Origin of the sequence: Stenotrophomonas sp. SAU14A_NAIMI4_5 (assembly GCF_003086795.1) — a bacterium.
Classification (GTDB): domain Bacteria; phylum Pseudomonadota; class Gammaproteobacteria; order Xanthomonadales; family Xanthomonadaceae; genus Stenotrophomonas.
The window spans coordinates 597,652-619,732 of record NZ_CP026003.1 but is presented as its reverse complement, the minus strand read 5'-3'; the positions used below and the strand labels follow the sequence as shown (position 1 = coordinate 619,732).

The following is a 22,081-nucleotide window of genomic DNA, read 5'->3' as shown; positions in this document are numbered from 1 at the left end:
TCGTTGATGCGTACTGCTGCCCTACTGCTTCCCCTCGCACTGGCTGCCGGTTTCGCCAGTGCACCGCTGCTGGCCGCACCGGCCACGCCCGCAGCCACCGCGGCGAAGCAATCACAGCTGCACCTGCAGACCTTCCATCCCGGCCCGCAGGCGATGTTCTCGGTGTCCTCGGTGCTGATCGAAGGCCGCCATGAGGTGATCCTGGTCGATGCGCAGTTCGCGGCCAGCGATGCGCGCGCACTGGTCGAAAAGATCCGCGCCAGCGACAAGCAGCTGACCACGATCTACATCAGCCACGGCGATCCGGATTACTACTTCGGCCTGGCCACGCTGCAGGATGCGTTCCCGCAGGCACGCATCGTCGCCACCGCGCAGACCGTCGCCCACATCAAACAGACCCAGGCCGGCAAGCTGGCGTACTGGGGCCCGAAGATGGGTGCTGACGCGCCCGCGCGCATCGTCGTGCCGCAGGTGCTGGACGGCGATGCGCTGCAGCTGGAAGGCCAGCGCCTGCCGCTGATCGGGCTGGATGGGCCGACGCCGGACCGCACGGTGCTGTGGGTGCCGTCGCTGCGCGCGATCGTGGGTGGCATTCCGGTGGTGGCCGGTGAGCATGTGTGGATGGCCGATACGCAGACGCCGCAGTCGCATGCCGATTGGCTGCAGACGCTGCAGCGGCTGCAGGCGCTGAAGCCGAAGGTGGTGGTGCCGGGTCATTACGCGCCGGGTGCGGCGCTGGATGCGAGCGCGCTGCGTTTTACTGCCGATTACATCCGCGCGTTCGATGTGGAAACGGCGAAGGCGAAGGACAGTGCGGCGCTGGTGAAGGCGATGCAGGCGCGTTATCCGACGCTGGCGGGCGTGGAGTCGCTGGAGCTGAGTGCGAAGGTGGCCAAGGGCGAGATGCAGTGGCCTTGAGGTAGGTGGTTTCTTTTTTGCAGGGCTGCGCCCTGCACCTGCTCAATGCAACGGCAACGGCAACAGCTGGGCATCTTTGGGTTGGCGGGGTGGGTCCGGTTGCGGGGGACGCCGTGAATCCGTCCATGGAGCAACTGTGTTGTTGGAGGGGCTCAGGCCCTCCCAGCAGACGCGCACGGTAGTGCCGGCCGCTGGCCGGCAGCCTCTGAGGATGCCCAGATACGCGCCTGTTAAGCGGGGATCGGTCCGCTTTCAGCGTCGCGCACGCGGGCGTTGAGGATCACCAGCATCTTCCGCATCACCGCCACGATGGCCACCTTGCCCTCCTTGCCGCGGGCTCGCAGCGACTGGTAAAAGTCGCGCAATCGAGGTTCATGCCGCATGGCCGACATCGCCGCCATGTAGAGCACCTGGCGGATCTCAGCCCTGCCACCTTGGATGCTTCGTTTCCCGCGCATGGTGCCGCTGTCGTGGGACATGGGCGCCACACCGACCAGGCTGGCGATGCGCTTGCCACTGATCCTGCCAAGCTCTGGCAGATAACTTGCCAGTACGGCCTGCAGCGCTGGTCCCACGCCTTTCATCGACTTCAGGACAGCCAGTTGAGGCTGCTGGGCGACCTGCTCGGCAATCTGCTTCCCCAGGCGTTCAACCAGCGCCTGCTGGCGGTTGATGTTGGCCTGCAGCAGCCGGCGCAATTCACGATCACCGACCATTTCCTGCTGCTGCCGCGCGATGGTCAACATTTCCATCGCCTGACGACGCGCTCGCACGAACTCCCGCATCTTCTGCTGCCAAAGCTCTAGCGGCTGATAGGGAGGCAGTTTCACCAGCGCAGCCATCTGCGCCAGCGCGTAGGCATCCAAGCGGTCCGTCTTGGCGATATGGCCCATCCCCTGGGCCAGCCTGCGGGCCCGCAGGGCATTGGCACGGACCACCGGATGGCCAGCCTTGTGCAGGAAATCCAGCACGGGCTGTTCATAGCCGCCGGTAGCCTCCAGCACGATCTGGGCGGCCGGATGTTTTCTCAGCCAAACATCCAATTCAGAAAACCCGGTGAGGTGATTGCTGACCTGCAGGGTCTCTCCGTCCGTCGTGCCGACATCCAGCTGGCGCTTGCTGACATCAATCCCGATCCCGTTCATCACCGGACTCCGTATAGTCTGGAAGGGTCGAGAGCTCCCCCGCTTGCCCAGTCTTATCACTGCGAGTGTCTGCTCCAGCAACTGTTCGGGCGGATCAAGGGAGATTCCGGCGTGGGCGCCAAGCTCCATGGCGATCGTCGAGATCCAGGCTCGCACGGCGGCCCACGCCGGCTCTCGACACCTACGCTGCCAGATTCCGATCAGATAAGGCTCGGTCGCGCTTGCTCGTGTGCGCTGTCCTGCGCACACGGCAAGACCGGGGTTGGGCGTCCTGCCCAACCCGCCCGAGGCATGCCTCGGGCCCATGGCGCTCACGCCCCCGCAACCGGACCCACCCCGCCTTCGATAGTTTCCCGCGAGCTGTGGGAACCTGCTGCTGATGGTGGGTGCCGACCGTTGGTCGGCACGGGGTCGGATCCCGTTGCGACGCAACGGGCTCTGACCCCAGTGTTGGATGACTAGATATCTGTTGGATTGTTTGGGTCGTGCCCAAACAGTTCGCCCTGCACGACCGGTTCTTTATCGCGGAATCCGCCGAGGCCGACGCCGACCAGGCGGTAGCGGGTGTCGGCGGGCAGGTCGACGCGGGCGCGCAGGGACAGGGCGATGTCGCGCAGTTCCTGCAGCGATTCCGGTGGGCGGTCGGGGGTGTAGCTGCGGGTGAGGATGCGGAACTGGGCGGTCTTCAGTTTCAGCACCACGGTGTGGCCGATGCGTTCGGTCTTCCGCGTGGCGTTCCAGGTCTTCTCGGCCAGCTGCACGATGGCCTCCCCCAGGTCTTCCAGCAGCAGGTCTTCGGCGAAGGTGTCCTCCGACGAGATCGACTGCACCTGCTGGTCCGGTTCCACCGGGCGTTCGTCGATGCCGCGGGCGCGGTTGTACAGGCTGCGGCCGAAGCTGCCGAAATTTTCTTCCAGGTCCGGCAGCGTCCAGTTGCGCAGGTCACCACAGGTGATGATGCCGCGCTCGGCCAGCTTGCCTTCCATCACCTTGCCCACGCCCGGCACGCTCTTCACCGGCAGGGTCAGCAGGAACGCGTCCACGCGCTGCGGCGGAATGACGAACTGGCCGTCAGGCTTGCGCCAGTCCGAGGCGATCTTGGCCAGGAACTTGTTCGGCGCGATGCCGGCTGAAGCAGTCAGGTTGGTTTCTTCACGGATCTGCGCGCGGATGGTGCGGGCGATCTCGGTGGCCAGTTCGATGCCGCTCTTCGGCACGGTCACGTCCAGGTAGGCCTCGTCCAGCGACAGCGGTTCGACCAGGTCGGTATGGCGCAGGAAGATCTCGCGCACCTGGCGTGACACGGCTTTGTAACGCGCGAAATCCGGCGGCACGAAGATCGCATCCGGGCACAGGCGCTCGGCACGCAGGGCCGGCATCGCCGAGCGCACGCCGAATACCCGCGCTTCGTACGAGGCCGCGCACACCACCGAACGCGCGCCGCGCCAGGCCACGACAACCGGCTTGCCGCGCAGTGACGGGTCGTCACGCTGCTCCACCGACGCGTAGAAGGCGTCCATGTCGACGTGGATGATCTTGCGCAGTGCGTTCATGGTTGGCTGACATGATAACCGCACCGTACCGGCCCAGACGGCGAAGTATGGTCGTTGTGCATCAACGGGATGCGTGATTCCCGGGGAAAACACTACGCACGCGTACGGTGCGGCGGTTTGATTCCCGTTGCAACCGTCGTGCATCCTCGGGGACTTGTTGCCTTGTTTTCGCTTCCAGGAATGCGCTTTCCATGACTCGTCTCCACGCGTTCAACCGTGACCAGCTGCTGGCCAGCGCCCGCGGTGAACTGTTCGGCGCCGCCGCCGGCCGTCTGCCCAACGACCCGATGCTGATGTTCGACCGCATCACCGAAATCCGCGAGGACGGCGGACCGCATGGCAAGGGCATGGTTCGTGCCGAACTGGATATCCGCCCGGACCTGTGGTTCTTCGGCTGCCACTTCATCGGCGACCCGGTGATGCCCGGCTGCCTGGGCCTGGATGCCATGTGGCAGCTGACCGGCTTCTACCTTACCTGGCTGGGTGCGCCCGGCAAGGGCCGCGCCCTGGGCTGCGGCGAGGTGAAGTTCACCGGCCAGGTGCTGCCGGAAGCCAAGCTGGTGCGCTACGAGATCGACATCACCCGCGTCATCAACCGCAAGCTGGTGATGGCCCAGGCCGATGCCCGCATGTACGTGGACGACCGCGAGATCTACAACGCCCGCGACCTGCGCGTGGGCCTGTTCACTGAAACCGGGAGCTTCTGATGCGTCGCGTCGTCATCACCGGCATGGGCATCACCTCGTGCCTGGGCAATGATCTGGATACCGTTTCCTCGGCGCTGCGCGAAGGCCGCGCCGGCATCACCGCGCTGCCCGACCACGCCGAAGCCGGCCTGCGCAGCCAGATCGGTGGCCGCGTGGACCTGGACCTGGATGCGCAGATCGACCGCAAGCAGAAGCGCTTCATGAGCGATGCGGCCGCCTTCGCCTACATCGCCATGCGCGATGCGATCGCCGATGCCGGCCTGTCGCCGGAACAGGTGAGCGCGCTGCGCACCGGCCTGATCGCCGGTTCCGGCGGTGGCTCCAGCGAATGGCAGGTGGGTGCCGTCGACCTGCTGCGCGCCCGTGGCGTGCGCAAGGTCGGCCCGTACATGGTGCCGCGCACGATGTGCTCCACCGTGTCGGCCTGCCTGGCCACTGCCTACCAGATCAAGGGCGTCAGCTACTCGCTGTCGGCCGCCTGCGCGACCTCGGCGCACTGCATCGGCGCGGCCGCGGACATGATCCGCCACGGCGCGCAGGACATCATGTTCGCCGGCGGCGGCGAAGACCTGCACTGGTCGATGAGCGTGATGTTCGATGCGATGGGCGCGCTGTCGACCAGCTTCAACGACACCCCGGCCAACGCCTCGCGTCCGTACGACAAGGACCGCGACGGCTTCGTCATCGCCGGTGGCGGCGGCATGCTGGTGCTGGAAGACTACGACCACGCCGTGGCCCGCGGTGCGCGCATCCATGCCGAGCTGATCGGCTATGGCGTGACCTCCGACGGTGCCGACATGGTCGCCCCGTCCGGTGAGGGCGCGGTGCGCTGCATGAAGATGGCGCTGCAAAACGTCGACCGTCCGCTGGATTACCTCAATACCCACGGCACCTCGACGCCGCTGGGCGACGTGACCGAGCTGGGTGCGATCCGCGAAGTGTTCGGCGATGCGGTGCCGCCGCTGTCGTCGACCAAGGCGCTGTCGGGCCACTCGCTCGGCGCGGCCAGCGTGCACGAGGCGATCTACTGCCTGCTGATGATGCGCGATGGTTTCGTGGCCGGTTCGGCCAACATCACCGAGCTGGACCCGGCGGTGGAAGGCTTCCCGATCCTGCGCGAGAGCCGCGAGCAGAAGCTGGACACGGTGATGTCCAACAGCTTCGGTTTCGGTGGTACGAACGCAGCGCTGGTGTTCGGCCGCGTTTGATTGGCAGGCGTGCCGACCAACGGTCGGCACCCACGGTAGCGCCGGGCCATGCCCGGCGGGCGCGGTGAAGCGTGCCGACCAACGGTCGGCACCCACCAGGGCGGTAGCGCCGGGCCATGCCCGGCGAGAGCGGTGAAGCATGCCGACCAACGGTCGGCACCCACCAGGGCGTGGTCGGCACCCACCAGGGCGGTGGTCGGCACCTACCGTTACCTCGGCAGCAGCGGCACCAGCAGGGCGTGGGCATCCACCAGCGAGCCGACGATGCGGTGGCCCAGCGCGCGCAGTTCATCATCCGGATGCACCAGGTCCGGTACCTGGATCACGGTCATGCCCGCGGCCACGGCGGCGCGCGTGCCGGCCGGTGAATCCTCCAGCGCCAGGCAGCGTTCCGGTGCCTTGCCCAGCCGCTGTGCGGCCAGCAGGTAGATGTCCGGCGCCGGCTTCGGGTGGGCCACGTCGCCACTGGTGATGACCGCATCGAAGTACGGCAGCAGGCCGGCCGCAGCCAGCTTGCGGTTGGCCCGCGGCTGCCGCGTGGTGGTCGCCACGGCACGCGGAATGGCGTGCGCCTTCAGCAGTTCCAGCAGCTCCAGGATGCCCGGCCGCAAGGGCAGGCCGGTCTGCGTGCGCGCCTCGTAGAGGTCGTGGCAGCGTGCCGCCATCGTCTCGATCATCGCGTCCGACACGCCCTGCCCGCGCAGCAGCGCCTGGCTGTCACGGTCACCCAGGCCGACCATGCGCACGAAGAACGTCGCGTCCAGCGGCAACCCGAGTTCGGCGGCCGCCTCGCTCCAGCACGCGATCGACACCCGCTCGCTGTCGATCATCAGGCCGTCCATGTCGAAGATGACGGCATCCGGGAGGAACGACAGCGCAGCGAGGGAGGTCATGGAGCGAACAGGGTGTCCAGGTCGGTTGAGGTCAGCATCCGCCATTGGCCTTCGTCCAGCCCCTGCAGGTCCAGGCCGCCAACGCGGCTGCGGTGCAGGGCCTGCACGTGGTTGCCGACGGCGGCGAACATGCGGCGTACCTGATGGTAGCGGCCTTCGTGCAGCACCAGGCGCGCCTTGCGCGGGCCCAGCACCTCGAGTTCAGCGGGCAGCAGGGGCGTCTTCTCCGCTTCCAGCATCAGCGTACCGCTGGCGAACTGCGCCACTTCGTCGCCACGCAGGTCCTCGGCCAGTTCCACTTCGTAGACCTTGGGCAGCTTCGACTTCGGCGAGATGATCCGGTGCAGCAGGCCACCGTCGTCGGTCAGCAGCAGCAGGCCGCTGGTCTCGCGGTCCAGGCGGCCGACGGTGGACAGCACCGGGTCGCGGTCGCGGAAGCGCGGCGGCAGCAGGTCGTAGATCAGGCGGCCGGTGTCCTTGGTCGAACAGGTGTAGCCGGCCGGCTTGTACAACGCCAGCGACAGGCCCACCGGCGGGTCCAGCGGCTCGCCATCAACCCGGATCGCCTCGTGCGGCACCTGGTCATCGGCGTACAGCACCTCGCCGTCGGCATCGGTGACGCGGCCCTCGCGGAACATCCACTGCACCTGCTTGCGGCTGCCGTACCCCAGGTTGGCGATCAGCTTGACCAGCTTCACTTGCCCTTCCCCTTCACTGCCTCGACCAGCTTGAAGCCATCGCGCTCGGCGATGACACGCACGGCGCCGAAGCTCTCGTTGAGCGTGTATTCGTAGGGCAGGTGGCGGTTGGCCACTACGTACAGGCGGCCACCCGGGCGCAGCGCCTGCGCGGCCACGGCGATGAAGCGCTGGCCGATGTCCGGACGGTCGGCGCGCGACGGCGTGTGGAACGGCGGGTTGCTGATGATGACGTCGTAGCCCGGCTCGACGCCGGCGGTGACATCGCGCCACAGGAAGCGCAGCGGCAATGCGCGCGGCGGCGGTGCCAGGTTCAGTTCGGCCAGGGCCAGCGCACGCTGCTCGGCTTCATACAGGTCCAGCGCGGTGATCTTCGGGCAGCGCTCCAGCAGCTCGCGCGACAGGTAGCCGTAGCCGGCACCGAGATCGGCGGCACGGCCGGCCAGGTCGGCGGGCAGGTGCTCGGCCAGCAGCGCCGAGGCCGGGTCGATGCGGTCCCAGGCAAACACGCCCGGGCGGCTGAGGAAGCGGCCGCCGACGATCGGACGCACGGCGTCCAGCGCGCTCCAGCGCTTGGCCAGGTCGGCATCGTGCTGGCCCTGCAGCGGCGCGGTCCAGTACACGCGGCAGTGGTTCTTGGTCAGGCAGCCGCCGAGGCCGGTCAGCTGCTTGAGGTCGCCTTCGCCGGAGCGGGCGCCCTCATTGTTGGACTGGCAGGCGACGATCCGGCCACCCTCGGCCACCAGGGCCAGGGCGCGGGCGAACAGCGCGCGGGCTTCCTCACGCTGGCGCGGCGGCAGCACCAGCACCAGCGGGTAGCGGCCCTTGCCGGCGGCATCGTCGATCTGGCCGCTGACGGTCCAGCCGGCGGCCTGCTGCAGCGGCTCGGCAAACGGGGCGAAGCTCTGCTCGCAGTGCACTTCGCGGTTGCCGGCGATCTCGCGCAGCGGCCAGCCATCGCGGGCACGGAGGAAGGCGACCGGGCCGTCGGGCCAGTGCAGGGTGCCGTTGCTGAACGGCAGGAGCAGGGTCTGCAGGGGGGCGTCGTTGCTGGAGGCCATCGGCGCGGGTACTTCAAGCGTAGGGCCGTCCATTGTACCGCCCTCGCCGGGCCGGCCCCGGGCGGCCGCTTTGCGAAAGTTCAACGGGCTGTTGATGCGCCGACAACATCGAAGCGTTCAGGGTAAGGGCTCCCCCAGCAAACCCCAGGAGAACCTGCATGCGCGCCTTGTTCGTCGGTGGAGTGGTCGACAACAGTGAGATGGACCTGGAAGGCAGCCATCCGCCCGTGCATTACCCCGAGGACACCGGTGGTGGGCATTCGCGCTACCGCCTGCACCAGGTCGGTCATGGTGCCGATGGCAGCGTGGCCTATGCGGTCTATGGGGCACCGGACCTCGCCGACGACGAAGTGGCCCGCGTGGCCGACGAGCGCGCCTATGCGCGCCGGTTCGAGGCAACGCCGACCGTGTTCGAACATTGAGATGCGGGGTGGCACCGGGCATGGCCCGGCGCCACCGTTTCACGCCTGTGACGGCGCCTTCGGCGGCAACCGGCTGACGCTGGCGATCTCGTCCAGCCAGACGTGGTGCTGCTGCACCGGGTTGTCGTAGTCGTCCAGGCGCAGCTGGCCGTTGCTGCCTTCATCACCCGCTTCATTGCGGTACTGCTGCAGCGTCGGGCGCACGGCCACGGTGCCCAGCAGGCGGCGGCCATCATGCAGGGTCAGCTGCACCTGCCATTCGCCACCCAGTTGCGGCAACAGGGCTTCCAGATGGGCGATCTGCGCTGGATCGGTGTGGATGCGGGGCGCAATACGGGACATCGGTGAACCTCCTGGGTGCTCAGTGCAAGGCGTCGCCACGGCGTTCCGGCTGCACGCTGCGCACGGCCGAAACCAGCTGCGCCACCGAGTACGGCTTGGCGACGTGTTCCTGGAAGCCCGAGGCCAGCGCGCGGCGGCGGTCGTCGGCACGTGCCAGCGCGGTCACCGCCACGGCGGGAAGGTCGGTCGCCGCCACGCCCATGTCCTCGCGCAACGTGCGCACCAGGCCATAGCCATCCATGCCCGGCATGCCGATGTCAGTCAGCATCACCTGGTACTGCAGGTGGCCGCTGTCGGCCAGCAGGGCCAGCGCTTCACCGGCCGAACTGACCGCCGAGACACTGGCGCCCTGCTCTTCCAGCATGCGCCGCAGGTATTCCAGCACTTCCGGCTGGTCGTCCACGGCCAGCACATGCAGGCCGCGCAGCGGATACGGCTCGACCACGGTCGGGTCGAGGATCGGGCCGCTGAACACTTCGCGCAGCGGCCGGCGATCAGCATCGGGCAGGTACTGCGGCAGGCGCACGGTGAACGTCGAGCCATGGCCATGGCCGTCGCTGGCTGCGCTGATCGTGCCGCCGTGCAGCTCCACCAGCTGCTGCACGATGGCCAGGCCCAGGCCCAGGCCGCCATGGCGGCGGGTGGTGGTGCCATCGGCCTGGCGGAAGCGGCTGAACAGATGGTGCAGGAACTCGGGCGCGATGCCGTCGCCGGTGTCGCGCAGGGTGATCGTCCAGTAGCCGCCATCGGCACGCACCTGCGCCTCGATGCGGCCTTCGGCCGGGGTGAACTTGATGGCGTTGGACAGCAGGTTCCAGAACACCTGCTGCAGGCGCGTGGCATCGCCCAGCACCAGGCAGGGCTGATCAGGCAGCTGCAGACTGACATCCAGCGCCTTGCCCTCGGCTACCAGCTCCTGGGCACCGATGGCTTCGCCCAGCTGCGTGCGCAGGTCCAGCACTTCCACTTCCAGCTGCACCTTGCCCAGCAGCATGCTGCTCAGGTCCAGCATGTCCGAGATCAGGCGCTTCTGCGCCGTGGCGCTGCTGGCGATCACGTTCAGGCCCTTGAACAGCGGGCTGGTGTTGTCCACCCGCTGCAGCAGCAGTTCGCTCCAGCCGAGGATGGTGGTCAGCGGCGTACGCAGCTCGTGCGACAGCGTAGCCAGGAACTCGTCCTTCAGCCGCGCCATGTTTTCCGCGGCGCTGCGCGCGGCACGCTCGGACTGCAGCAGCTCCTCGCGCGCCAGTTCGATCTCGCGCCGCTCGGTCACGTCCGGACTGCTGCCAGCCAGGCCGATGAAGCGGCCCATGCGTGAGAAGCGCGGCCGCGCGTTCATTTCCAGCCAGCGCCACTGACCATCGGCCCGCCGCGCGCGCACCAGCGCATGCATCGAGCGCTGCACTGTCAACGCTTCCTGCAGCTCGTACTCAAATACCGAGGCGTCATCCGGATGCACCAGGCCACGCCAGACATCTTCCGGCACGCGGGTTTCGTCGCCACCGAAGAATTCGCTGAAGGCGCTGTTGACGAAACGGGCATGGCCGCGCTCGTCCAGCACCCAGACCGGCATCGGCAGGCCATCGGCCAGCGCGCTGAAACGCGCCTCGCTCTCGCCCAGCTCCACTTCGATCTGCTTGCGCGCGGTCACGTCGAAGAACAGGATGCCGACCTTGTCCTCGCCCGGCTCGCCCACGCGCACGGCGTCCACTGCGAACGAGCGGCCGAGTGCGCGTGCTTCCATCTCGAACTGCGCCGGCTGCCCCGTACGCGCCACTTCGCCGTAGATGCGGAACCAGTCACGTTCGTGGTGCGGCTCCAGCGCGCTCATCCGCTTGCCCTGCACGTCTTTCAGGCCAGTCTGCTGCTCGAAGGCGTCGTTGACCTCGATGAAGCGGTAGTCCACGGCCTGCTCGCCTTCGAACAGCACCTGGATCACACAGAAGCCGGCATGGATGTGCTTGAGCACGCCGTGATGCAGGTCGGATTCGGGCGCCGGCGCCTTCGTGGGCGCGCGCTCCGCGAGGGGCGGCAGTGTGGACAAGGGCGTGGAGGACGGACCGGGTGGAGGGACAGCATCTTCCAGAGCGCGTATTCACAGCGTCAAGCGCCGTCAGTCAGGCTTGACGACCGTGAATTCGCGACAACTGCTGTCGTATATGACGCAATCGGCCATTGCTGGCGCCCGGCCGCAGGATCACACTCGACCTGTACACCGACACCGCCCCGATCACGGGACGCAGGAGACCACCATGAACCGCTCCCTTTCCGCCGCCCTGCTGCTGGCAGGCGTCCTGGTCGTGGGCAGCGCCACCGCTGCGCCACGCACTGTCACCGATCCGCAGGCACCGCGGGCGCTGCAGGCCGATGGCCCGGTCAGCGTGAAATGGGACGATCCGGCCACCTTCACCGAGATCCGCCGCAGCACCAACCGCTTCGAAGCACAGCGCGGCGACTGGGTGCAGCAGCTGGCCCGCTACGTGCGGACTGCGGCAGCCAAGCCGCTGCAGCCGGGGCAGACCCTCGACGTGACCCTGGTGGACATCAAGCGCGCCGGCGACTACGAGCCGTGGCACGGCCCGCGTGCCGACGGCATCCGGATCATGCGCGACATCTACCCGCCGCGCATCACCCTGCAATACACGCTGAAGGACGCCAGCGGCCGCATCGTCGACGAAGGCGAGGCCAAGCTGAGCGACAGCGGCTACCTGCACAACATCGGGCTGCGCAGCGACAGCGACCCGCTGCGCTTCGAGAAGCGCCTGATCGATGACTGGGTGAAGCGCCAGTTGACCACGCAGGCAACCGCGGCGCGTTGATCAAAGGCCGCCGGGCATGGCCCGGCGCTACCGCTGGCACCGCAGATCCCGGTAACGCCGGGCCATGCCCGGCGGTCGTACGACGTGCATTCCGGCAGTGCCGGCCGCTGGCCGGCATCGCCTCACTCCTGGTAAACCCGGGCCACGCGCTTGACCGCGCACGGCAGCTGGTAGGCACTGACACCGCAGCGCGGGGCCAGTTCGGCCAGGGTCGGCGCCGTGCCCCACAGTTCCACCACGCTGCCGATGCCGGCCTGCGCATGCGCGGTCAGGTCCACGGTCAGCATGTCCATCGACACGCGGCCGATCAGCCCGCCGGGCTGGCCATCGATCAGCACCGGGGTACCGTTCGGGGCGAACTGCGGGTAGCCGTCGGCATAGCCCAGCGCGACCACGCCCACGCGGGTGCGGGCCTTGGCCACGAAGCGGGCGCCATAGCCCACCGGCTCACCGGCATCGATCCAGCGCTCGGCGATCACCTTCGACTGCATGGTCATCACCGGGCGCAGGCGCGCGGTCAGCGTGGTGTCGTCCGGCAGCGGGTTGGCCCCGTACAGCATCAGGCCCGGCCGCACCCAGTCGCTGCGCACGTCCGGCCAGCCCAGCAGGGCCGGCGAGTTGCACACGCTGGTCTCGCCCTGCAGGCCGTCGATGGCGGCCTTGAAGGTAGCGGCCTGTTCGTGGGTGCGTTCGCTGTCCAGCTCATCGGCACGCGCCAGGTGGGTCATCATCACGATGCGCTCCACCTGCGGCAGCGCCGACAGGCGCGCGTGCGCGGCGCGGAAGCCGGCCACGTCCAGGCCCAGCCGGTGCATGCCGCTGTCCAGCTTCAGCCACACCGTCAGCGGGCGCGGGCTGTCGAAGGCGGCCAGCGCCTCCAGCTGCCACGCCGAACCCACCGAGAACCACAGGTCATGCTCGGCCACCAGGGGCAGCTCGCTGGCCTCGAAGATGCCTTCCAGCAGCAGGATCGGCGCGCGGATGCCGGCCTGGCGCAGTTCCAGCGCCTCTTCAATGGTGGCCACCGCAAAGCCATCGGCCTCGCCTTCCAGCGCCTGCGCGCAGCGCACCGCGCCGTGGCCATAGGCATCGGCCTTGACCACCGCCAGCGCCTTGCCGCCGCCCAGTTCGCGGGCCAGCCGGTAGTTGCTGCGCAGCGCGCCCAGGTCGATCAGCGCGCGGGCAGGACGCATGCGCGACTCTCCTGCTGCGGGGCCTGGCCGTACTGGCCGTAGCGGAAGATATCCAGGCCCTCGGTGCTGATCTGCGGCTGGCGCGCGCTCATCAGGTCGGCCAGGTAGCGGCCCGAGCCGCAGGCCATGGTCCAGCCCAGGGTGCCGTGGCCGGTGTTGAGGTACAGGTTGCGGAACGGGGTGGCGCCGATGACCGGCGTACCGTCCGGGGTGGCCGGGCGCAGGCCGGTCCAGAAATCGGCCTTGGCCAGGTCGCCGCCCTTCGGGTACAGGTCGCGCACCACCCGTTCCAGGGTTTCGCGGCGGCGCTGCGACAGCGACAGGTCGAAACCGGCCACTTCGGCCATGCCGCCCACGCGGATGCGGTTGTCGAAGCGGGTCACGGCCACCTTGTAGCTCTCGTCCAGGATGGTCGAGGTCGGCGCCATCGCCGGGTCGGTGATCGGCAGGGTCAGCGAATAGCCCTTCAGCGGGTACACCGGCAGGCGCATGCCCAGCGGCGCCACCATCTGCGGCGAATAGCTGCCCAGCGCGACCACGAAGCGGTCGGCGGTTTCCAGCCGGCCGCCGATGCGCACGCCGGTGATGCGGTCGCCATCGAACTCCAGGCCGCTGATGTCCTGGTCGTAGCGGAACTCGACGCCGGCGTCGGCCGCCATCTGCGCCAGGCGGCGGGTGAACAGCTGGCAGTCGCCGGTCTGGTCACGCGGCAGGCGCAACGCGCCCACCAGGCCATCGACATGGGCCAGGGCCGGTTCGGCCTGGACGATGCCGGCGCGGTCCAGCACTTCGTACGGCACGCCGTACTGGGCCAGGATCTCGATGTCCTGCGCCGAGGCGTCCAGCTGCTGCTGGGTACGGAACAGCTGGGTGGTGCCGAGATCGCGGCCTTCGAACTCGATGCCGATCTGCGCGCGCAGCTCGTTCAGGCAGTCGCGGCTGTATTCGGACATGCGCACCATGCGCGCCTTGTTGATGGCGTAGCGCTCGTGGGTGCAGTTGCGCAGCATCTGCCACAGCCAGCGGTACTGGGCCAGGTCCATGCCCGGCTTGATCGCCAGCGGCGCATGCTTTTCGAACAGCCAGCCGATCGCCTTCTTCGGCACGCCCGGGGCGGCCCACGGCGAGGTGTAGCCGAACGACAGCTGGCCGGCGTTGGCAAAACTGGTCTCCAGCGCGGGGCCGGGCTGGCGGTCGATGACCGTGACTTCAAAGCCGGCCTGCCGCAGGTACCAGGCACTGGTGGTGCCGATCACGCCGCTGCCGAGAACGAGGACTCGCATGGGAACTCTCCAACCCGATGATTCCCTGCGTTTGAGCACGCCGGGAGCATAATCGGGGAAGTATATTCTTCCGTTCCTAGACGATTTGCCTGATTTAGCTATCACAGGCAGGATGTTTTCCTGTGATTCACCCCCGGAGGTTGACGGCCATGGCCACACGCCCGCGCGAGCTGGACAAGATCGACCGCAAGATCCTGCGCATCCTGCAGGCCGAGGGCCGTATTTCCTTCACCGAGCTGGGTGAACGGGTCGGCCTGTCGACCACCCCCTGCACCGAGCGCGTGCGCCGGCTGGAGCGCGAAGGGGTCATCACCGGCTACCACGCGCACCTCGACCCGGCGGCACTGAAGGCCAGCCTGCTGGTGTTCGTGGAGATCAGCCTGGCCTACAAGTCCGGCGACATCTTCGAGGAGTTCCGCCGCGCGGCGTTGAAGCTGCCCAACGTGCTGGAGTGCCACCTGGTCTCGGGCGACTTCGATTACCTGCTGAAGGCGCGCATCAGCGAGATGGCCAGCTACCGCAAGCTGCTGGGCAGCACCCTGCTGACCCTGCCGCATGTGCGCGAATCGAAGAGCTACATCGTGATGGAAGAAGTGAAGGAAACCTGGGCGCTGCCGATCGCGGACTGAGCGGCTGGGCCGGGTTTGGGGTCAGAGCCCGCGTTGCGGGATCCGACCCCTGGTGTAAGTGAGGGTCAGAGCCCGCTGCGCGGGATCCGACCCCTGGCGTCGGTCAGCGCTGCTGCGGGTGCTTCTGCGACCCCTGCTGGCGCTGCTCCTGCTGCTTGCCGCCCTTCTGCGGCTGCTGCGCATCCATCTGCTGCTGTTGCTGCTGCGGGCTGCGGCTCTGGCCCTGCTGCTCCTTGCCGGGATGACGGTTCTGCTGGTTTTTCATGATCGCGATCCAGTGGACGAAGGACATGCATCGGCGGTTGCCGGTGCAGGGTCACGGTGGTCCCGGCGCGGTTAATCGCAGGCGAAAAAACAGTGATCGGCAGGACGTCGTTTTCGTGGGTTCAGGCCCGCCACGGCGAAGATCACGGTTTGATCTGCTGCCCGTCGCCCGCCGGCACGCTGTCGTAGTAACGGCCGGTGCGCGAATCGAACACGCGGTTGGGGCCCGCCGGCTTCACCCCCGGCACGATGCGGCCGTTGCGGTCGTACACCTTGTCTGGTGCCCGCGTGGCCGGCGTCGGTGCCGGCGCCACCTGCGCCGGTCCGGTCGAGCGGATCGGCTGCGCCGGCTGGCGCGGCACCTGCACCGGCAGTGCCGGGTTGGCGGGCTGCGGCGGCGCATGCGGCGCAACCGGGGGCGGGTTCACGCTGTTCGTGCTGCGCGTGGCCGTCGGGCTGGAGGACGTGGGCACCTGGGCCTGGGCAGCCAGCGGCAGCAGGGCGGTCAACAACAGGGCAAGACGCGGTGTCATGGCACGCTCCTTCGTGTGAGAACTCGACTTTGCGCCGGGGCCTGTGTGCCGGCCATGAATGGCCATCACACTTGCAACGGCCGCCGCGCACCCCCACGTTTGCCGGCATCCCCAGGCCACACCCCCACGGAGCCGGCATGAGCGCTTTCGACCTGACGCCCCCCACCGCCACCCAGACCGACGCCCTGGTGGCCGGCCTGAGCGCCGAGGAACGCCGCGTGCTGCTGCAGCACGGCACCGAGGCCCCGTTCTGCGGCGTGTTCCTCGACAACAAGCGCGAGGGCGTCTACTGCTGCCGCCTGTGCGCGCTGCCGCTGTTCCGCTCCAGCACCAAGTTCGATTCGGGCACCGGCTGGCCCAGCTTCTTCGCGCCCTACGACCCGGCGCACGTGACCGAGATCCGCGACACCAGCCACGGCATGGTCCGCACCGAGATCACCTGCGCCCGCTGCGGCAGCCATCTGGGCCACGTGTTCCCGGACGGCCCGCCGCCCACCTTCGAGCGCCACTGCCTGAACTCGGTCTCACTTTCCTTCGTCGGCAACGGCGAGCCGTGGCCCAATCCCCTGCAGCGTGAAGGCGCCGAGGCCGGAACGGCGGGCTGATCACCCCCGCTGACCGACTTCACAGAATTCCTTCTTCAGAAACACCGGTGTCAGGCCGACAAGGAGATATCCCCTCTCCTTGCGTCGCGCCATGCTCATCATCGTTGGATTCCTGGTCGTCATCATCAGCGTCCTCGGCGGCTACCTGGGCGCCCACGGCCGCCTGGGTGCCCTCTGGCAACCTTACGAACTGGTCATCATCGGCGGCGCGGCCGTCGGTGCGTTCCTGGTCGGCACCCCGGCCAAGACGGTCAAGCAGACGCTGCAGGCGGCGATCGGCGTGTTCAAGGGCCCGCGCTACAAGCAGCAGGACTACATCGACGTCCTCAGCCTGCTCTATGAACTGCTGAACAAGGCCCGCCGCGAAGGCTTCATGTCGCTGGAAGACCACGTCGAACGCCCGGCCGAGAGCGCCCTGTTCGCCAACTACCCGAAGGTGCAGGCCGACCACCACCTGATCGACTTCATCACCGACTGCCTGCGCCTGATGATCGGCAGCAACATCGAGCCGCACGAACTGGAGCCGCTGCTGGAGCTGGAGCTGGAGAAGCACCACGCCGAAGCGATGGCGCCCTCGCAGGTGATGAACAAGGTGGCCGACGGCCTGCCCGGTTTCGGCATCGTGGCGGCGGTGCTGGGCATCGTCATCACCATGGGCTCGATCGGCGGCGACATCGTCGAAGTGGGTGGCCACGTGGCAGGCGCCCTGGTCGGTACCTTCCTCGGCATCCTGCTGGGCTACGGTTTCATCGGCCCGATGGCCTCGGCGATGGAAGCGCGCGCCGAGCAGGACAGCCGCATCTACGAATCGGTCAAGACCGCCCTGCTGGCCTGCCTGCGCGGCTACAACCCGAAGATCGCCCTGGAATTCGCCCGCAAGACCCTGCCGTCGAACGTGCGCCCGGCGTTCTCCGATTTCGAGCAGCACCTGAAGACGGTCAAGTAAGCCATGGCCGAGAACAAGCCCACCGTCATCGTCCGCCGGGTCAAGAAGGGCGGCCATGCCGCCCATCACGGCGGTTCGTGGAAAGTGGCCTACGCCGACTTCGTGACCGCGATGATGGCCTTCTTCCTGGTGCTGTGGCTGATGGCCAGCACCAGCAAGCCCGAGCGCGCGGCGATCTCCGAATACTTCCGCAACCCCAGCCCGCTGGCCGGGCAGAGCCCCACGCCCGCACCGGGCATGGCTGGCCCCGGCGGCGCCAGTACCTCGATGATCAAGCTGGGCGGCGCCACCGATGTGTCCCGCGGCAACAGCAACGACCCCTTCCAGAACCAGAAGGAAGCGGTGCCGCAGCCGGTGGACCAGCAGCAGCGCGACAAGCAGCAGCTGGAGCAGCTGATGAAGGAGCTGCAGGAAGCGATCAGCAAGAGCCAGGCGCTGGAACCGTTCAAGGACCAGCTGCTGCTGGACCTGACCCCGGAAGGCCTGCGCATCCAGATCGTGGACAAGCAGAACCGGCCGATGTTCGACCTCGGCAGCGCCACGCTGAAGCCCTATACCCAGCAGATCCTGCACGAGCTGGCCGAGTACCTGAACCACGTGCCGAACCGGATCAGCCTGACCGGCCACACCGATATCACCGCCTATTCGGCCGCGCGCGGCTATGGCAACTGGGAACTGAGCGCCGACCGCGCCAACGCCGCGCGCCGTGCGCTGGTCGATGGCGGCATGGACGACAGCAAGATCACCCGCGTGGTCGGCCTGTCCTCCTCGGTGCTGTTCGACAAGGCCGATCCGCAGAACCCGATCAACCGCCGCATCAGCATCGTGGTGATGACCAAGGCCGCCGAAGAAGCCGCCCTGGCCGGCGCCGGCCCGCAGGTGGGGTTGTCGGCCGCCGTGGCCGACCCGGATGTGCAGGCCGCGCAGGGTGAGGCCGCGCCGCCGGCGGTAGCACCCTGAGCCGGGGTCGGATCCCTTTCCCCCGGAAAGGGCTCTGACCCCTGACCGGCCTCCGCCGGGCATGGCCGGGCGCTACCCTGGCGCGCTGCGATCCGGTAGCGCCGGGCCATGCCCGGCGAGCGCGCAGCGCGGCACCCAGTACAATGGCGGTCTTTCCCTTTCCAGGTGACCCCACCCCATGTCCCAGAACTCCAAGGCCAAGCGCGACAAGCGCAAGAAGCAGCAGGCCAAGCGTCCGTTCCTGCGCCTGAATGCCCAGCAGCAGGTGCAGAACCACGCGGTGCTGACCAACGAAGACGGCCAGGCCGTGGCTGCCATCGGCCTGCAGGGCCGCGAGTGGCTGCTGGCCATCGGCGGCCAGACCATGGGCAACGCCGACAACCCGGTGCCGATGCTGGCCATGCTCAAGCACCTGTCCAACGTGCAGGAAAAGGAAGGCCGCACGGTCAACCTGGAATATTCCGAGCTGATGCAGAAGCTGCTGGACACGCTGGCTGCCGAAGCCGGCCAGACCGCTGACGAGTACCTGGACAAGCTGGTGGCCGAGTTCGAAACCGAGCAGGCCGAAGAAGGCGAAGACGCCGCTGAAGGCGACGTGGTTGAAGCCGCTGCCGACGCCGAGGCCGCTCCGGCCGACGCCGCCGACACCGACGGCAAGCCGCAGGCCTGAACCGGCCGCGGCGGTGGCGGTCTACGTCGATGACGCGGTGCATCCCTGGCGCGGACAGCGCTGGGCGCACCTGATGGCCGACACCCTGGCCGAGCTGCACGCGATGGCGGCGCAGCTCGGCATTCCGCCGCGGGCCTTCCAGAACAAGGCCAGCGGCGCCCACTACGATGTCAACGCGGACCTGCGCGCGCAGGCGATCGCACTCGGCGCACGCGCCATTTCCCGGCATACCGACCGCGAGCTGGTGAAGGCCGTGATCGCCAACGCACGGGCGCAGTACCAGCCGTAGGCCGGTACGGGCAGCGCCGGGCCATGCCCGGCGAGCGCAGCGCGGTGAGAAGCCGCCGGGCATGGCCCGGCGCTACCGGTGGTGCATGGTCGGATGCATCCAGTAGATCCACGCCATGCGTGGATGGGGTTTGGGCCCGGCGCTACCGATCAGAACGGGTCGCTGCCCAGCGGCGAGAAGCCGCCGGGCATGGCCCGGCGCTACCGGTGGTGCATGGTCGGATGCATCCAGTAGATCCACGCCATGCGTGGATGGGGTTTGGGCCCGGCGCTACCGATCAGAACGGGTCGCTGCCCAGCCGCACTTCCAGATTCAGCAGCGAGCACAGCGCCAGCAGCGCGTCGTCGTCGCGGGTCAGCGCCATCCAGCCGGTGAAGCCGTCGCTGCCCGCATCCACGCTCCACAGCGTGTAGTTGTGCTCGCGCAGGCGGTCGAAGGCGGTGGACATCAGCTGCACGCCGTCCAGGTCGGCAGCGAAATCCTCGTCGTCCAGGTCGCCGCCCCAGTCCAGCTGCAGGTTGAAGCGCGCCGACAGCTCGTTCACCGCCGACTGCAGCGATTCCAGGTCATCACGCTCCACCTCGAAGCCCGACTGCCAGGCGATGGCCGTGAACAGCGCCGGCACCCAGTCACTGTCCGCTTCCAGCGGCTGCCCGTCCTCGGCCAGGTGCTCGCGCCAGCGGTTGAACTGCTGCAGCGCCAGCTCCTCGTCGCCCGGATTGATCAGGACCAGCAGGTTCCAGACCCGCGCCTCGAAGTCGTCTTCGTCGAAATCGTGGGCGTCTTCTTCGAAGTCGAAATAATCGCTGTTGTCGGGCATGGCGGGCACTCCTTGGGGCAGGCCGGCATTCTACGGTTTATCCTGTGCCGCTGAAGCCGGCCTTGGTGGCCGTCACTGTGAATGAAGCGATGAGCGATACCCCTCCCGACCACCTGGCGATCAACCCGGCCAGCCCCTTCCATGATGCCAAGGCGCTGGAGCGCGGCGTTGGCGTGCGTTTCAACGACATCGAGCGCGACAACGTCGAGGAATACTCGATCAGCGAAGGCTGGATCCGCGTCCAGGCCGGCAAGGCCCGCGACCGCCGCGGCAACCCGATGACCATGAAGGTCAATGGCAAGGTCGAGGCGTACTTCCTGGACCAGAAGCCGGAGTAATCCGCGCCGCGCGATCGGTAGAGTCGAGCTTGCTCGACTGCTTTGGGAAAGAGCAGTCGAGCAAGCTCGACTCTACGTTTCAGGGCAGGGTCAATCGCGCTTGCGCGATTCCAGCAGGTCGAGGTTGCGGATCAGGCGCCGCGAGATCTCGTCGGAGATCACCCCGCGCCGGGTCAGGCGGAACAGCTCCTCGCGCTCGGCGTTCAGGCCGGCACTGCGCAGCTGGCGGTAGCCCTGCTCCATCCGGTTCACCTTCTCCGGGTCCACGTCGGGGCCGTCGCTGTCCTTTTCCAGATGGCGCTGGTACAGCAGGCTGACCCGCGAGGCCGCGTCGTTGTACAGCTGTACGTTTTCGGTGTTCTGGTTCATCACCAGCTGCTGGCGCATGCGCTCCACCCCGGCCAGGGCGGCCTTGGAGGACAGCTTGCGGGCCAGGTCCTCCTCCTTGCGTTCGCCCGAATCGGCCGGCAGCTGCAGGCCCTTCAGCAGCTGCGGCAGCGCCACGCTGGCGCCGACCAGCGAGAACAGGATGACCGCCGCGGCCAGGAAGATCACCAGGTCACGCGCCGGGAAGGCGCTGCCATCGGGCAGGAACAGCGGCAGGGTCAGCACGCCGGCCAGGGTGATGGCACCGCGCACGCCGGCCACCGAGGTCGCCACCACGATGCGCCAGTTCGGCGCCTCGCCCCGCTCCAGGCCACGGCGGCGCGCGCGCAGCAGGTTCCAGCGCAGCGACAGCCACACCCACAGCAGGCGCAGCGCGATCAGCGCGGCATTGATGACCAGCACGTACACCAGCAGCCACCAGGCGCTCTGGTGGCCGGTCTCGTTCATGGTGGTGGTGGCGCGCTCGACGATGCCCGGCAGCTGCTCGCCCAGCAGCACGAACATGATGCCGTTGAAGCTGAACTGCAGCATGTTCCAGACGCCCGCACGCTGCACGCGCATGCTGCCCGACACGCGGCCGGTCAGCTCGACGTAGCTCATCGCGATGCCGGCGGCGACTGCCGCGAGGATGCCCGAGGCGTGGATTTCTTCGGCCAGCAGGTAGGCCGCGAACGGGATCAGCAGGTTGACCAGCATCGCCGCGCCGGGCTCTTCGCCGAAGCGGCGCCACAGCCAGCGCTGGAACGTGGACACACCCAGGGTGACCGCCACGCCCACCGCCAGGCCGGCCACGGCCACCCACAGGAAGGTCAGCGAGGCGGTGGCCAGCGAGAAGCTGCCGGTCATCACCGCCGCCACGGCGAAGCGGAAGCAGACCAGGCCGGAGGCATCGTTGAGCAGCGATTCGCCTTCCAGGATGTGCATCAGGCGCTTGGGAATGGGCGCCTTGGCGGCGATCGCACCGACGGCCACCGGGTCGGTGGGCGAGACGATGGCGGCCAACGCGAAGCACACCGCCAGTGGCATCACCGGAATCATCCAGTGGATCAGCAGGCCGGCGCCGATGACGGTGAACACCACCAGGCCGAACGCCAGTTCGAGGATCGCGCCTTTATCGCGGAACAGGCCCTGTTTGGGAATGCGCCAGCCATCGAGGAACAGCAGCGGCGGCAGGAACAGCAGGAAGAACACTTCCGGTTCCAGCGCATGGCCGCGGTTGAACACGCCGGCGATGACCGCGCCCAGCGCGATCTGCACCAGCGGCAGGGGCAACGAGAATGGCAGGACGCGAACCAGGTAACCGCTGGCGACAACGGCTACCAGCATCGCCAGGACGACTTCGATGGTGTGCATGCTTCTTCCAGGAAGCGGCGCGTGGGGCCCGGGAAAAACCGGTGT

At 68.0% G+C, this 22,081-nt stretch carries 25 protein-coding genes; 12 read left to right on the top strand and 13 right to left on the bottom strand.

Going from position 1 to position 22,081, the window contains the following annotated elements; all coding sequences use genetic code 11:
* The first annotated feature begins 6 nt into the window (after positions 1–6).
* A complete protein-coding gene (locus C1925_RS02850; protein ID WP_108767612.1) occupies positions 7–918 on the top strand; it encodes an MBL fold metallo-hydrolase in 912 nt (303 codons plus the stop codon).
* A 230-nt stretch (positions 919–1,148) separates the two neighbouring features.
* Here the strand turns inward: C1925_RS02850 and C1925_RS02845 are convergent, their stop codons facing one another.
* Both C1925_RS02845 and dinB read right to left on the bottom strand, forming a co-directional pair.
* A complete protein-coding gene (locus C1925_RS02845; protein WP_108770595.1) occupies positions 1,149–2,063 on the bottom strand; it encodes an IS110 family transposase in 915 nt (304 codons plus the stop codon).
* A 458-nt stretch (positions 2,064–2,521) separates the two neighbouring features.
* The gene (dinB, locus tag C1925_RS02840) at positions 2,522–3,616 is read right to left on the bottom strand and encodes a DNA polymerase IV (RefSeq protein WP_108767611.1); all 1,095 of its coding nucleotides are present in this window, start codon (positions 3,614–3,616) and stop codon (positions 2,522–2,524) included.
* Between the two features lie 191 nt (positions 3,617–3,807).
* Here dinB and fabA point away from each other — a divergent pair, with 191 nt between their 5' ends.
* Positions 3,808–4,323: a 3-hydroxyacyl-[acyl-carrier-protein] dehydratase FabA gene (gene fabA, locus C1925_RS02835; RefSeq protein ID WP_079220498.1), complete on the top strand. Its 516-nt coding sequence runs from the start codon at positions 3,808–3,810 to the stop codon at positions 4,321–4,323.
* Positions 4,323–5,531 (top strand): beta-ketoacyl-ACP synthase I, encoded by a 1,209-nt coding sequence (gene fabB, locus C1925_RS02830; RefSeq protein ID WP_108767610.1) that lies wholly within the window; start codon positions 4,323–4,325, stop codon positions 5,529–5,531. The genes fabA and fabB overlap by 1 nt, the downstream gene beginning before the upstream one ends.
* A 209-nt stretch (positions 5,532–5,740) precedes the next feature.
* Here fabB and C1925_RS02825 read toward each other — a convergent pair whose 3' ends face one another.
* The 3 genes from C1925_RS02825 to C1925_RS02815 are packed head-to-tail and all read right to left on the bottom strand — an operon-like array spanning position 5,741 to position 8,183.
* Entirely contained in the window at positions 5,741–6,424 is a 684-nt protein-coding gene (locus C1925_RS02825) for an HAD family phosphatase (RefSeq protein WP_108767609.1), read from the bottom strand.
* On the bottom strand, positions 6,421–7,122 hold the full coding sequence (locus tag C1925_RS02820; protein ID WP_108767608.1) for a pseudouridine synthase: 702 nt from the start codon (positions 7,120–7,122) through the stop codon (positions 6,421–6,423). Before C1925_RS02820 ends, C1925_RS02825 begins: the two co-directional genes overlap by 4 nt.
* Entirely contained in the window at positions 7,119–8,183 is a 1,065-nt protein-coding gene (locus C1925_RS02815) for a class I SAM-dependent methyltransferase (protein WP_108767607.1), read from the bottom strand. Before C1925_RS02815 ends, C1925_RS02820 begins: the two co-directional genes overlap by 4 nt.
* A gap of 158 nt (positions 8,184–8,341) precedes the next feature.
* On the opposite strand from C1925_RS02815, the gene C1925_RS02810 reads away from it, so the two are divergent.
* A complete protein-coding gene (locus C1925_RS02810) occupies positions 8,342–8,605 on the top strand; it encodes a hypothetical protein (protein WP_108767606.1) in 264 nt (87 codons plus the stop codon).
* Between the two features lie 39 nt (positions 8,606–8,644).
* On the opposite strand, the gene C1925_RS02805 is transcribed toward C1925_RS02810, so the two are convergent.
* Entirely contained in the window at positions 8,645–8,947 is a 303-nt protein-coding gene (locus C1925_RS02805) for a DUF3247 family protein (RefSeq protein ID WP_108767605.1), read from the bottom strand.
* Positions 8,948–8,966: 19 nt separating this feature from the next.
* Positions 8,967–10,982, bottom strand: coding sequence for an ATP-binding protein (locus tag C1925_RS02800; RefSeq protein ID WP_108770594.1), 2,016 nt, complete (start codon positions 10,980–10,982; stop codon positions 8,967–8,969).
* A gap of 217 nt (positions 10,983–11,199) precedes the next feature.
* On the opposite strand from C1925_RS02800, the gene C1925_RS02795 reads away from it, so the two are divergent.
* Positions 11,200–11,766: a DUF3016 domain-containing protein gene (locus C1925_RS02795; RefSeq protein WP_108767604.1), complete on the top strand. Its 567-nt coding sequence runs from the start codon at positions 11,200–11,202 to the stop codon at positions 11,764–11,766.
* 122 nt (positions 11,767–11,888) lie between these two features.
* Here C1925_RS02795 and alr read toward each other — a convergent pair whose 3' ends face one another.
* Positions 11,889–12,959, bottom strand: a complete 1,071-nt coding sequence (alr, locus tag C1925_RS02790; RefSeq protein WP_108767603.1) for an alanine racemase — start codon at positions 12,957–12,959, stop codon at positions 11,889–11,891.
* Entirely contained in the window at positions 12,938–14,242 is a 1,305-nt protein-coding gene (locus C1925_RS02785; protein ID WP_108767602.1) for a D-amino acid dehydrogenase, read from the bottom strand. Before C1925_RS02785 ends, alr begins: the two co-directional genes overlap by 22 nt.
* A 149-nt stretch (positions 14,243–14,391) precedes the next feature.
* Here C1925_RS02785 and C1925_RS02780 point away from each other — a divergent pair, with 149 nt between their 5' ends.
* A complete protein-coding gene (locus C1925_RS02780) occupies positions 14,392–14,871 on the top strand; it encodes a winged helix-turn-helix transcriptional regulator (protein ID WP_108766941.1) in 480 nt (159 codons plus the stop codon).
* A 103-nt stretch (positions 14,872–14,974) separates the two neighbouring features.
* Here the strand turns inward: C1925_RS02780 and C1925_RS02775 are convergent, their stop codons facing one another.
* On the bottom strand, positions 14,975–15,163 hold the full coding sequence (locus C1925_RS02775) for a lana protein (protein WP_108767601.1): 189 nt from the start codon (positions 15,161–15,163) through the stop codon (positions 14,975–14,977).
* A 115-nt stretch (positions 15,164–15,278) separates the two neighbouring features.
* A complete protein-coding gene (locus tag C1925_RS02770; RefSeq protein ID WP_108767600.1) occupies positions 15,279–15,668 on the bottom strand; it encodes a classical arabinogalactan protein 4 in 390 nt (129 codons plus the stop codon).
* A gap of 137 nt (positions 15,669–15,805) precedes the next feature.
* Here C1925_RS02770 and msrB point away from each other — a divergent pair, with 137 nt between their 5' ends.
* The 5 genes from msrB (at position 15,806) to C1925_RS02745 (ending at position 19,138) form a co-directional block, all read left to right on the top strand.
* Positions 15,806–16,273 carry a peptide-methionine (R)-S-oxide reductase MsrB gene (gene msrB, locus C1925_RS02765; RefSeq protein ID WP_108767599.1) on the top strand — a complete coding sequence of 156 codons (468 nt, stop codon included), beginning with the start codon at positions 15,806–15,808 and terminating at the stop codon, positions 16,271–16,273.
* Positions 16,274–16,364: 91 nt separating this feature from the next.
* Entirely contained in the window at positions 16,365–17,219 is an 855-nt protein-coding gene (motA, locus tag C1925_RS02760) for a flagellar motor stator protein MotA (protein WP_108767598.1), read from the top strand.
* A 3-nt stretch (positions 17,220–17,222) separates the two neighbouring features.
* The gene (motB, locus tag C1925_RS02755; RefSeq protein WP_108767597.1) at positions 17,223–18,179 is read left to right on the top strand and encodes a flagellar motor protein MotB; all 957 of its coding nucleotides are present in this window, start codon (positions 17,223–17,225) and stop codon (positions 18,177–18,179) included.
* Between the two features lie 178 nt (positions 18,180–18,357).
* Complete coding sequence (locus C1925_RS02750; protein ID WP_108767596.1) at positions 18,358–18,849, top strand: hypothetical protein; 492 nt, start codon at positions 18,358–18,360, stop codon at positions 18,847–18,849.
* A 13-nt stretch (positions 18,850–18,862) separates the two neighbouring features.
* Positions 18,863–19,138, top strand: a complete 276-nt coding sequence (locus tag C1925_RS02745) for a DUF4031 domain-containing protein (protein WP_108767595.1) — start codon at positions 18,863–18,865, stop codon at positions 19,136–19,138.
* 277 nt (positions 19,139–19,415) lie between these two features.
* Here C1925_RS02745 and C1925_RS02740 read toward each other — a convergent pair whose 3' ends face one another.
* Positions 19,416–19,958: a hypothetical protein gene (locus C1925_RS02740; RefSeq protein WP_108767594.1), complete on the bottom strand. Its 543-nt coding sequence runs from the start codon at positions 19,956–19,958 to the stop codon at positions 19,416–19,418.
* Between the two features lie 89 nt (positions 19,959–20,047).
* Here C1925_RS02740 and C1925_RS02735 point away from each other — a divergent pair, with 89 nt between their 5' ends.
* Positions 20,048–20,296, top strand: a complete 249-nt coding sequence (locus C1925_RS02735; RefSeq protein WP_108767593.1) for a DUF3297 family protein — start codon at positions 20,048–20,050, stop codon at positions 20,294–20,296.
* Between the two features lie 90 nt (positions 20,297–20,386).
* Here the strand turns inward: C1925_RS02735 and C1925_RS02730 are convergent, their stop codons facing one another.
* On the bottom strand, positions 20,387–22,036 hold the full coding sequence (locus C1925_RS02730; protein WP_108767592.1) for a Na+/H+ antiporter: 1,650 nt from the start codon (positions 22,034–22,036) through the stop codon (positions 20,387–20,389).
* Positions 22,037–22,081 lie beyond the last annotated feature (45 nt).

Coding starts and splice junctions, on each gene's coding strand:
- C1925_RS02850 (WP_108767612.1), top strand. CDS start 7: ATGCGTACTGCTGCCCTACTGCTTCCCCTCGCACTGGCTGCCGGTTTC.
- C1925_RS02845 (WP_108770595.1), bottom strand. CDS start 2,063: ATGAACGGGATCGGGATTGATGTCAGCAAGCGCCAGCTGGATGTCGGC.
- dinB (WP_108767611.1), bottom strand. CDS start 3,616: ATGAACGCACTGCGCAAGATCATCCACGTCGACATGGACGCCTTCTAC.
- fabA (WP_079220498.1), top strand. CDS start 3,808: ATGACTCGTCTCCACGCGTTCAACCGTGACCAGCTGCTGGCCAGCGCC.
- fabB (WP_108767610.1), top strand. CDS start 4,323: ATGCGTCGCGTCGTCATCACCGGCATGGGCATCACCTCGTGCCTGGGC.
- C1925_RS02825 (WP_108767609.1), bottom strand. CDS start 6,424: ATGACCTCCCTCGCTGCGCTGTCGTTCCTCCCGGATGCCGTCATCTTC.
- C1925_RS02815 (WP_108767607.1), bottom strand. CDS start 8,183: ATGGCCTCCAGCAACGACGCCCCCCTGCAGACCCTGCTCCTGCCGTTC.
- C1925_RS02810 (WP_108767606.1), top strand. CDS start 8,342: ATGCGCGCCTTGTTCGTCGGTGGAGTGGTCGACAACAGTGAGATGGAC.
- C1925_RS02805 (WP_108767605.1), bottom strand. CDS start 8,947: ATGTCCCGTATTGCGCCCCGCATCCACACCGATCCAGCGCAGATCGCC.
- C1925_RS02795 (WP_108767604.1), top strand. CDS start 11,200: ATGAACCGCTCCCTTTCCGCCGCCCTGCTGCTGGCAGGCGTCCTGGTC.
- alr (WP_108767603.1), bottom strand. CDS start 12,959: ATGCGTCCTGCCCGCGCGCTGATCGACCTGGGCGCGCTGCGCAGCAAC.
- C1925_RS02785 (WP_108767602.1), bottom strand. CDS start 14,242: ATGCGAGTCCTCGTTCTCGGCAGCGGCGTGATCGGCACCACCAGTGCC.
- C1925_RS02780 (WP_108766941.1), top strand. CDS start 14,392: ATGGCCACACGCCCGCGCGAGCTGGACAAGATCGACCGCAAGATCCTG.
- C1925_RS02775 (WP_108767601.1), bottom strand. CDS start 15,163: ATGTCCTTCGTCCACTGGATCGCGATCATGAAAAACCAGCAGAACCGT.
- C1925_RS02770 (WP_108767600.1), bottom strand. CDS start 15,668: ATGACACCGCGTCTTGCCCTGTTGTTGACCGCCCTGCTGCCGCTGGCT.
- msrB (WP_108767599.1), top strand. CDS start 15,806: ATGAGCGCTTTCGACCTGACGCCCCCCACCGCCACCCAGACCGACGCC.
- motA (WP_108767598.1), top strand. CDS start 16,365: ATGCTCATCATCGTTGGATTCCTGGTCGTCATCATCAGCGTCCTCGGC.
- motB (WP_108767597.1), top strand. CDS start 17,223: ATGGCCGAGAACAAGCCCACCGTCATCGTCCGCCGGGTCAAGAAGGGC.
- C1925_RS02750 (WP_108767596.1), top strand. CDS start 18,358: ATGTCCCAGAACTCCAAGGCCAAGCGCGACAAGCGCAAGAAGCAGCAG.
- C1925_RS02740 (WP_108767594.1), bottom strand. CDS start 19,958: ATGCCCGACAACAGCGATTATTTCGACTTCGAAGAAGACGCCCACGAT.
- C1925_RS02735 (WP_108767593.1), top strand. CDS start 20,048: ATGAGCGATACCCCTCCCGACCACCTGGCGATCAACCCGGCCAGCCCC.
- C1925_RS02730 (WP_108767592.1), bottom strand. CDS start 22,036: ATGCACACCATCGAAGTCGTCCTGGCGATGCTGGTAGCCGTTGTCGCC.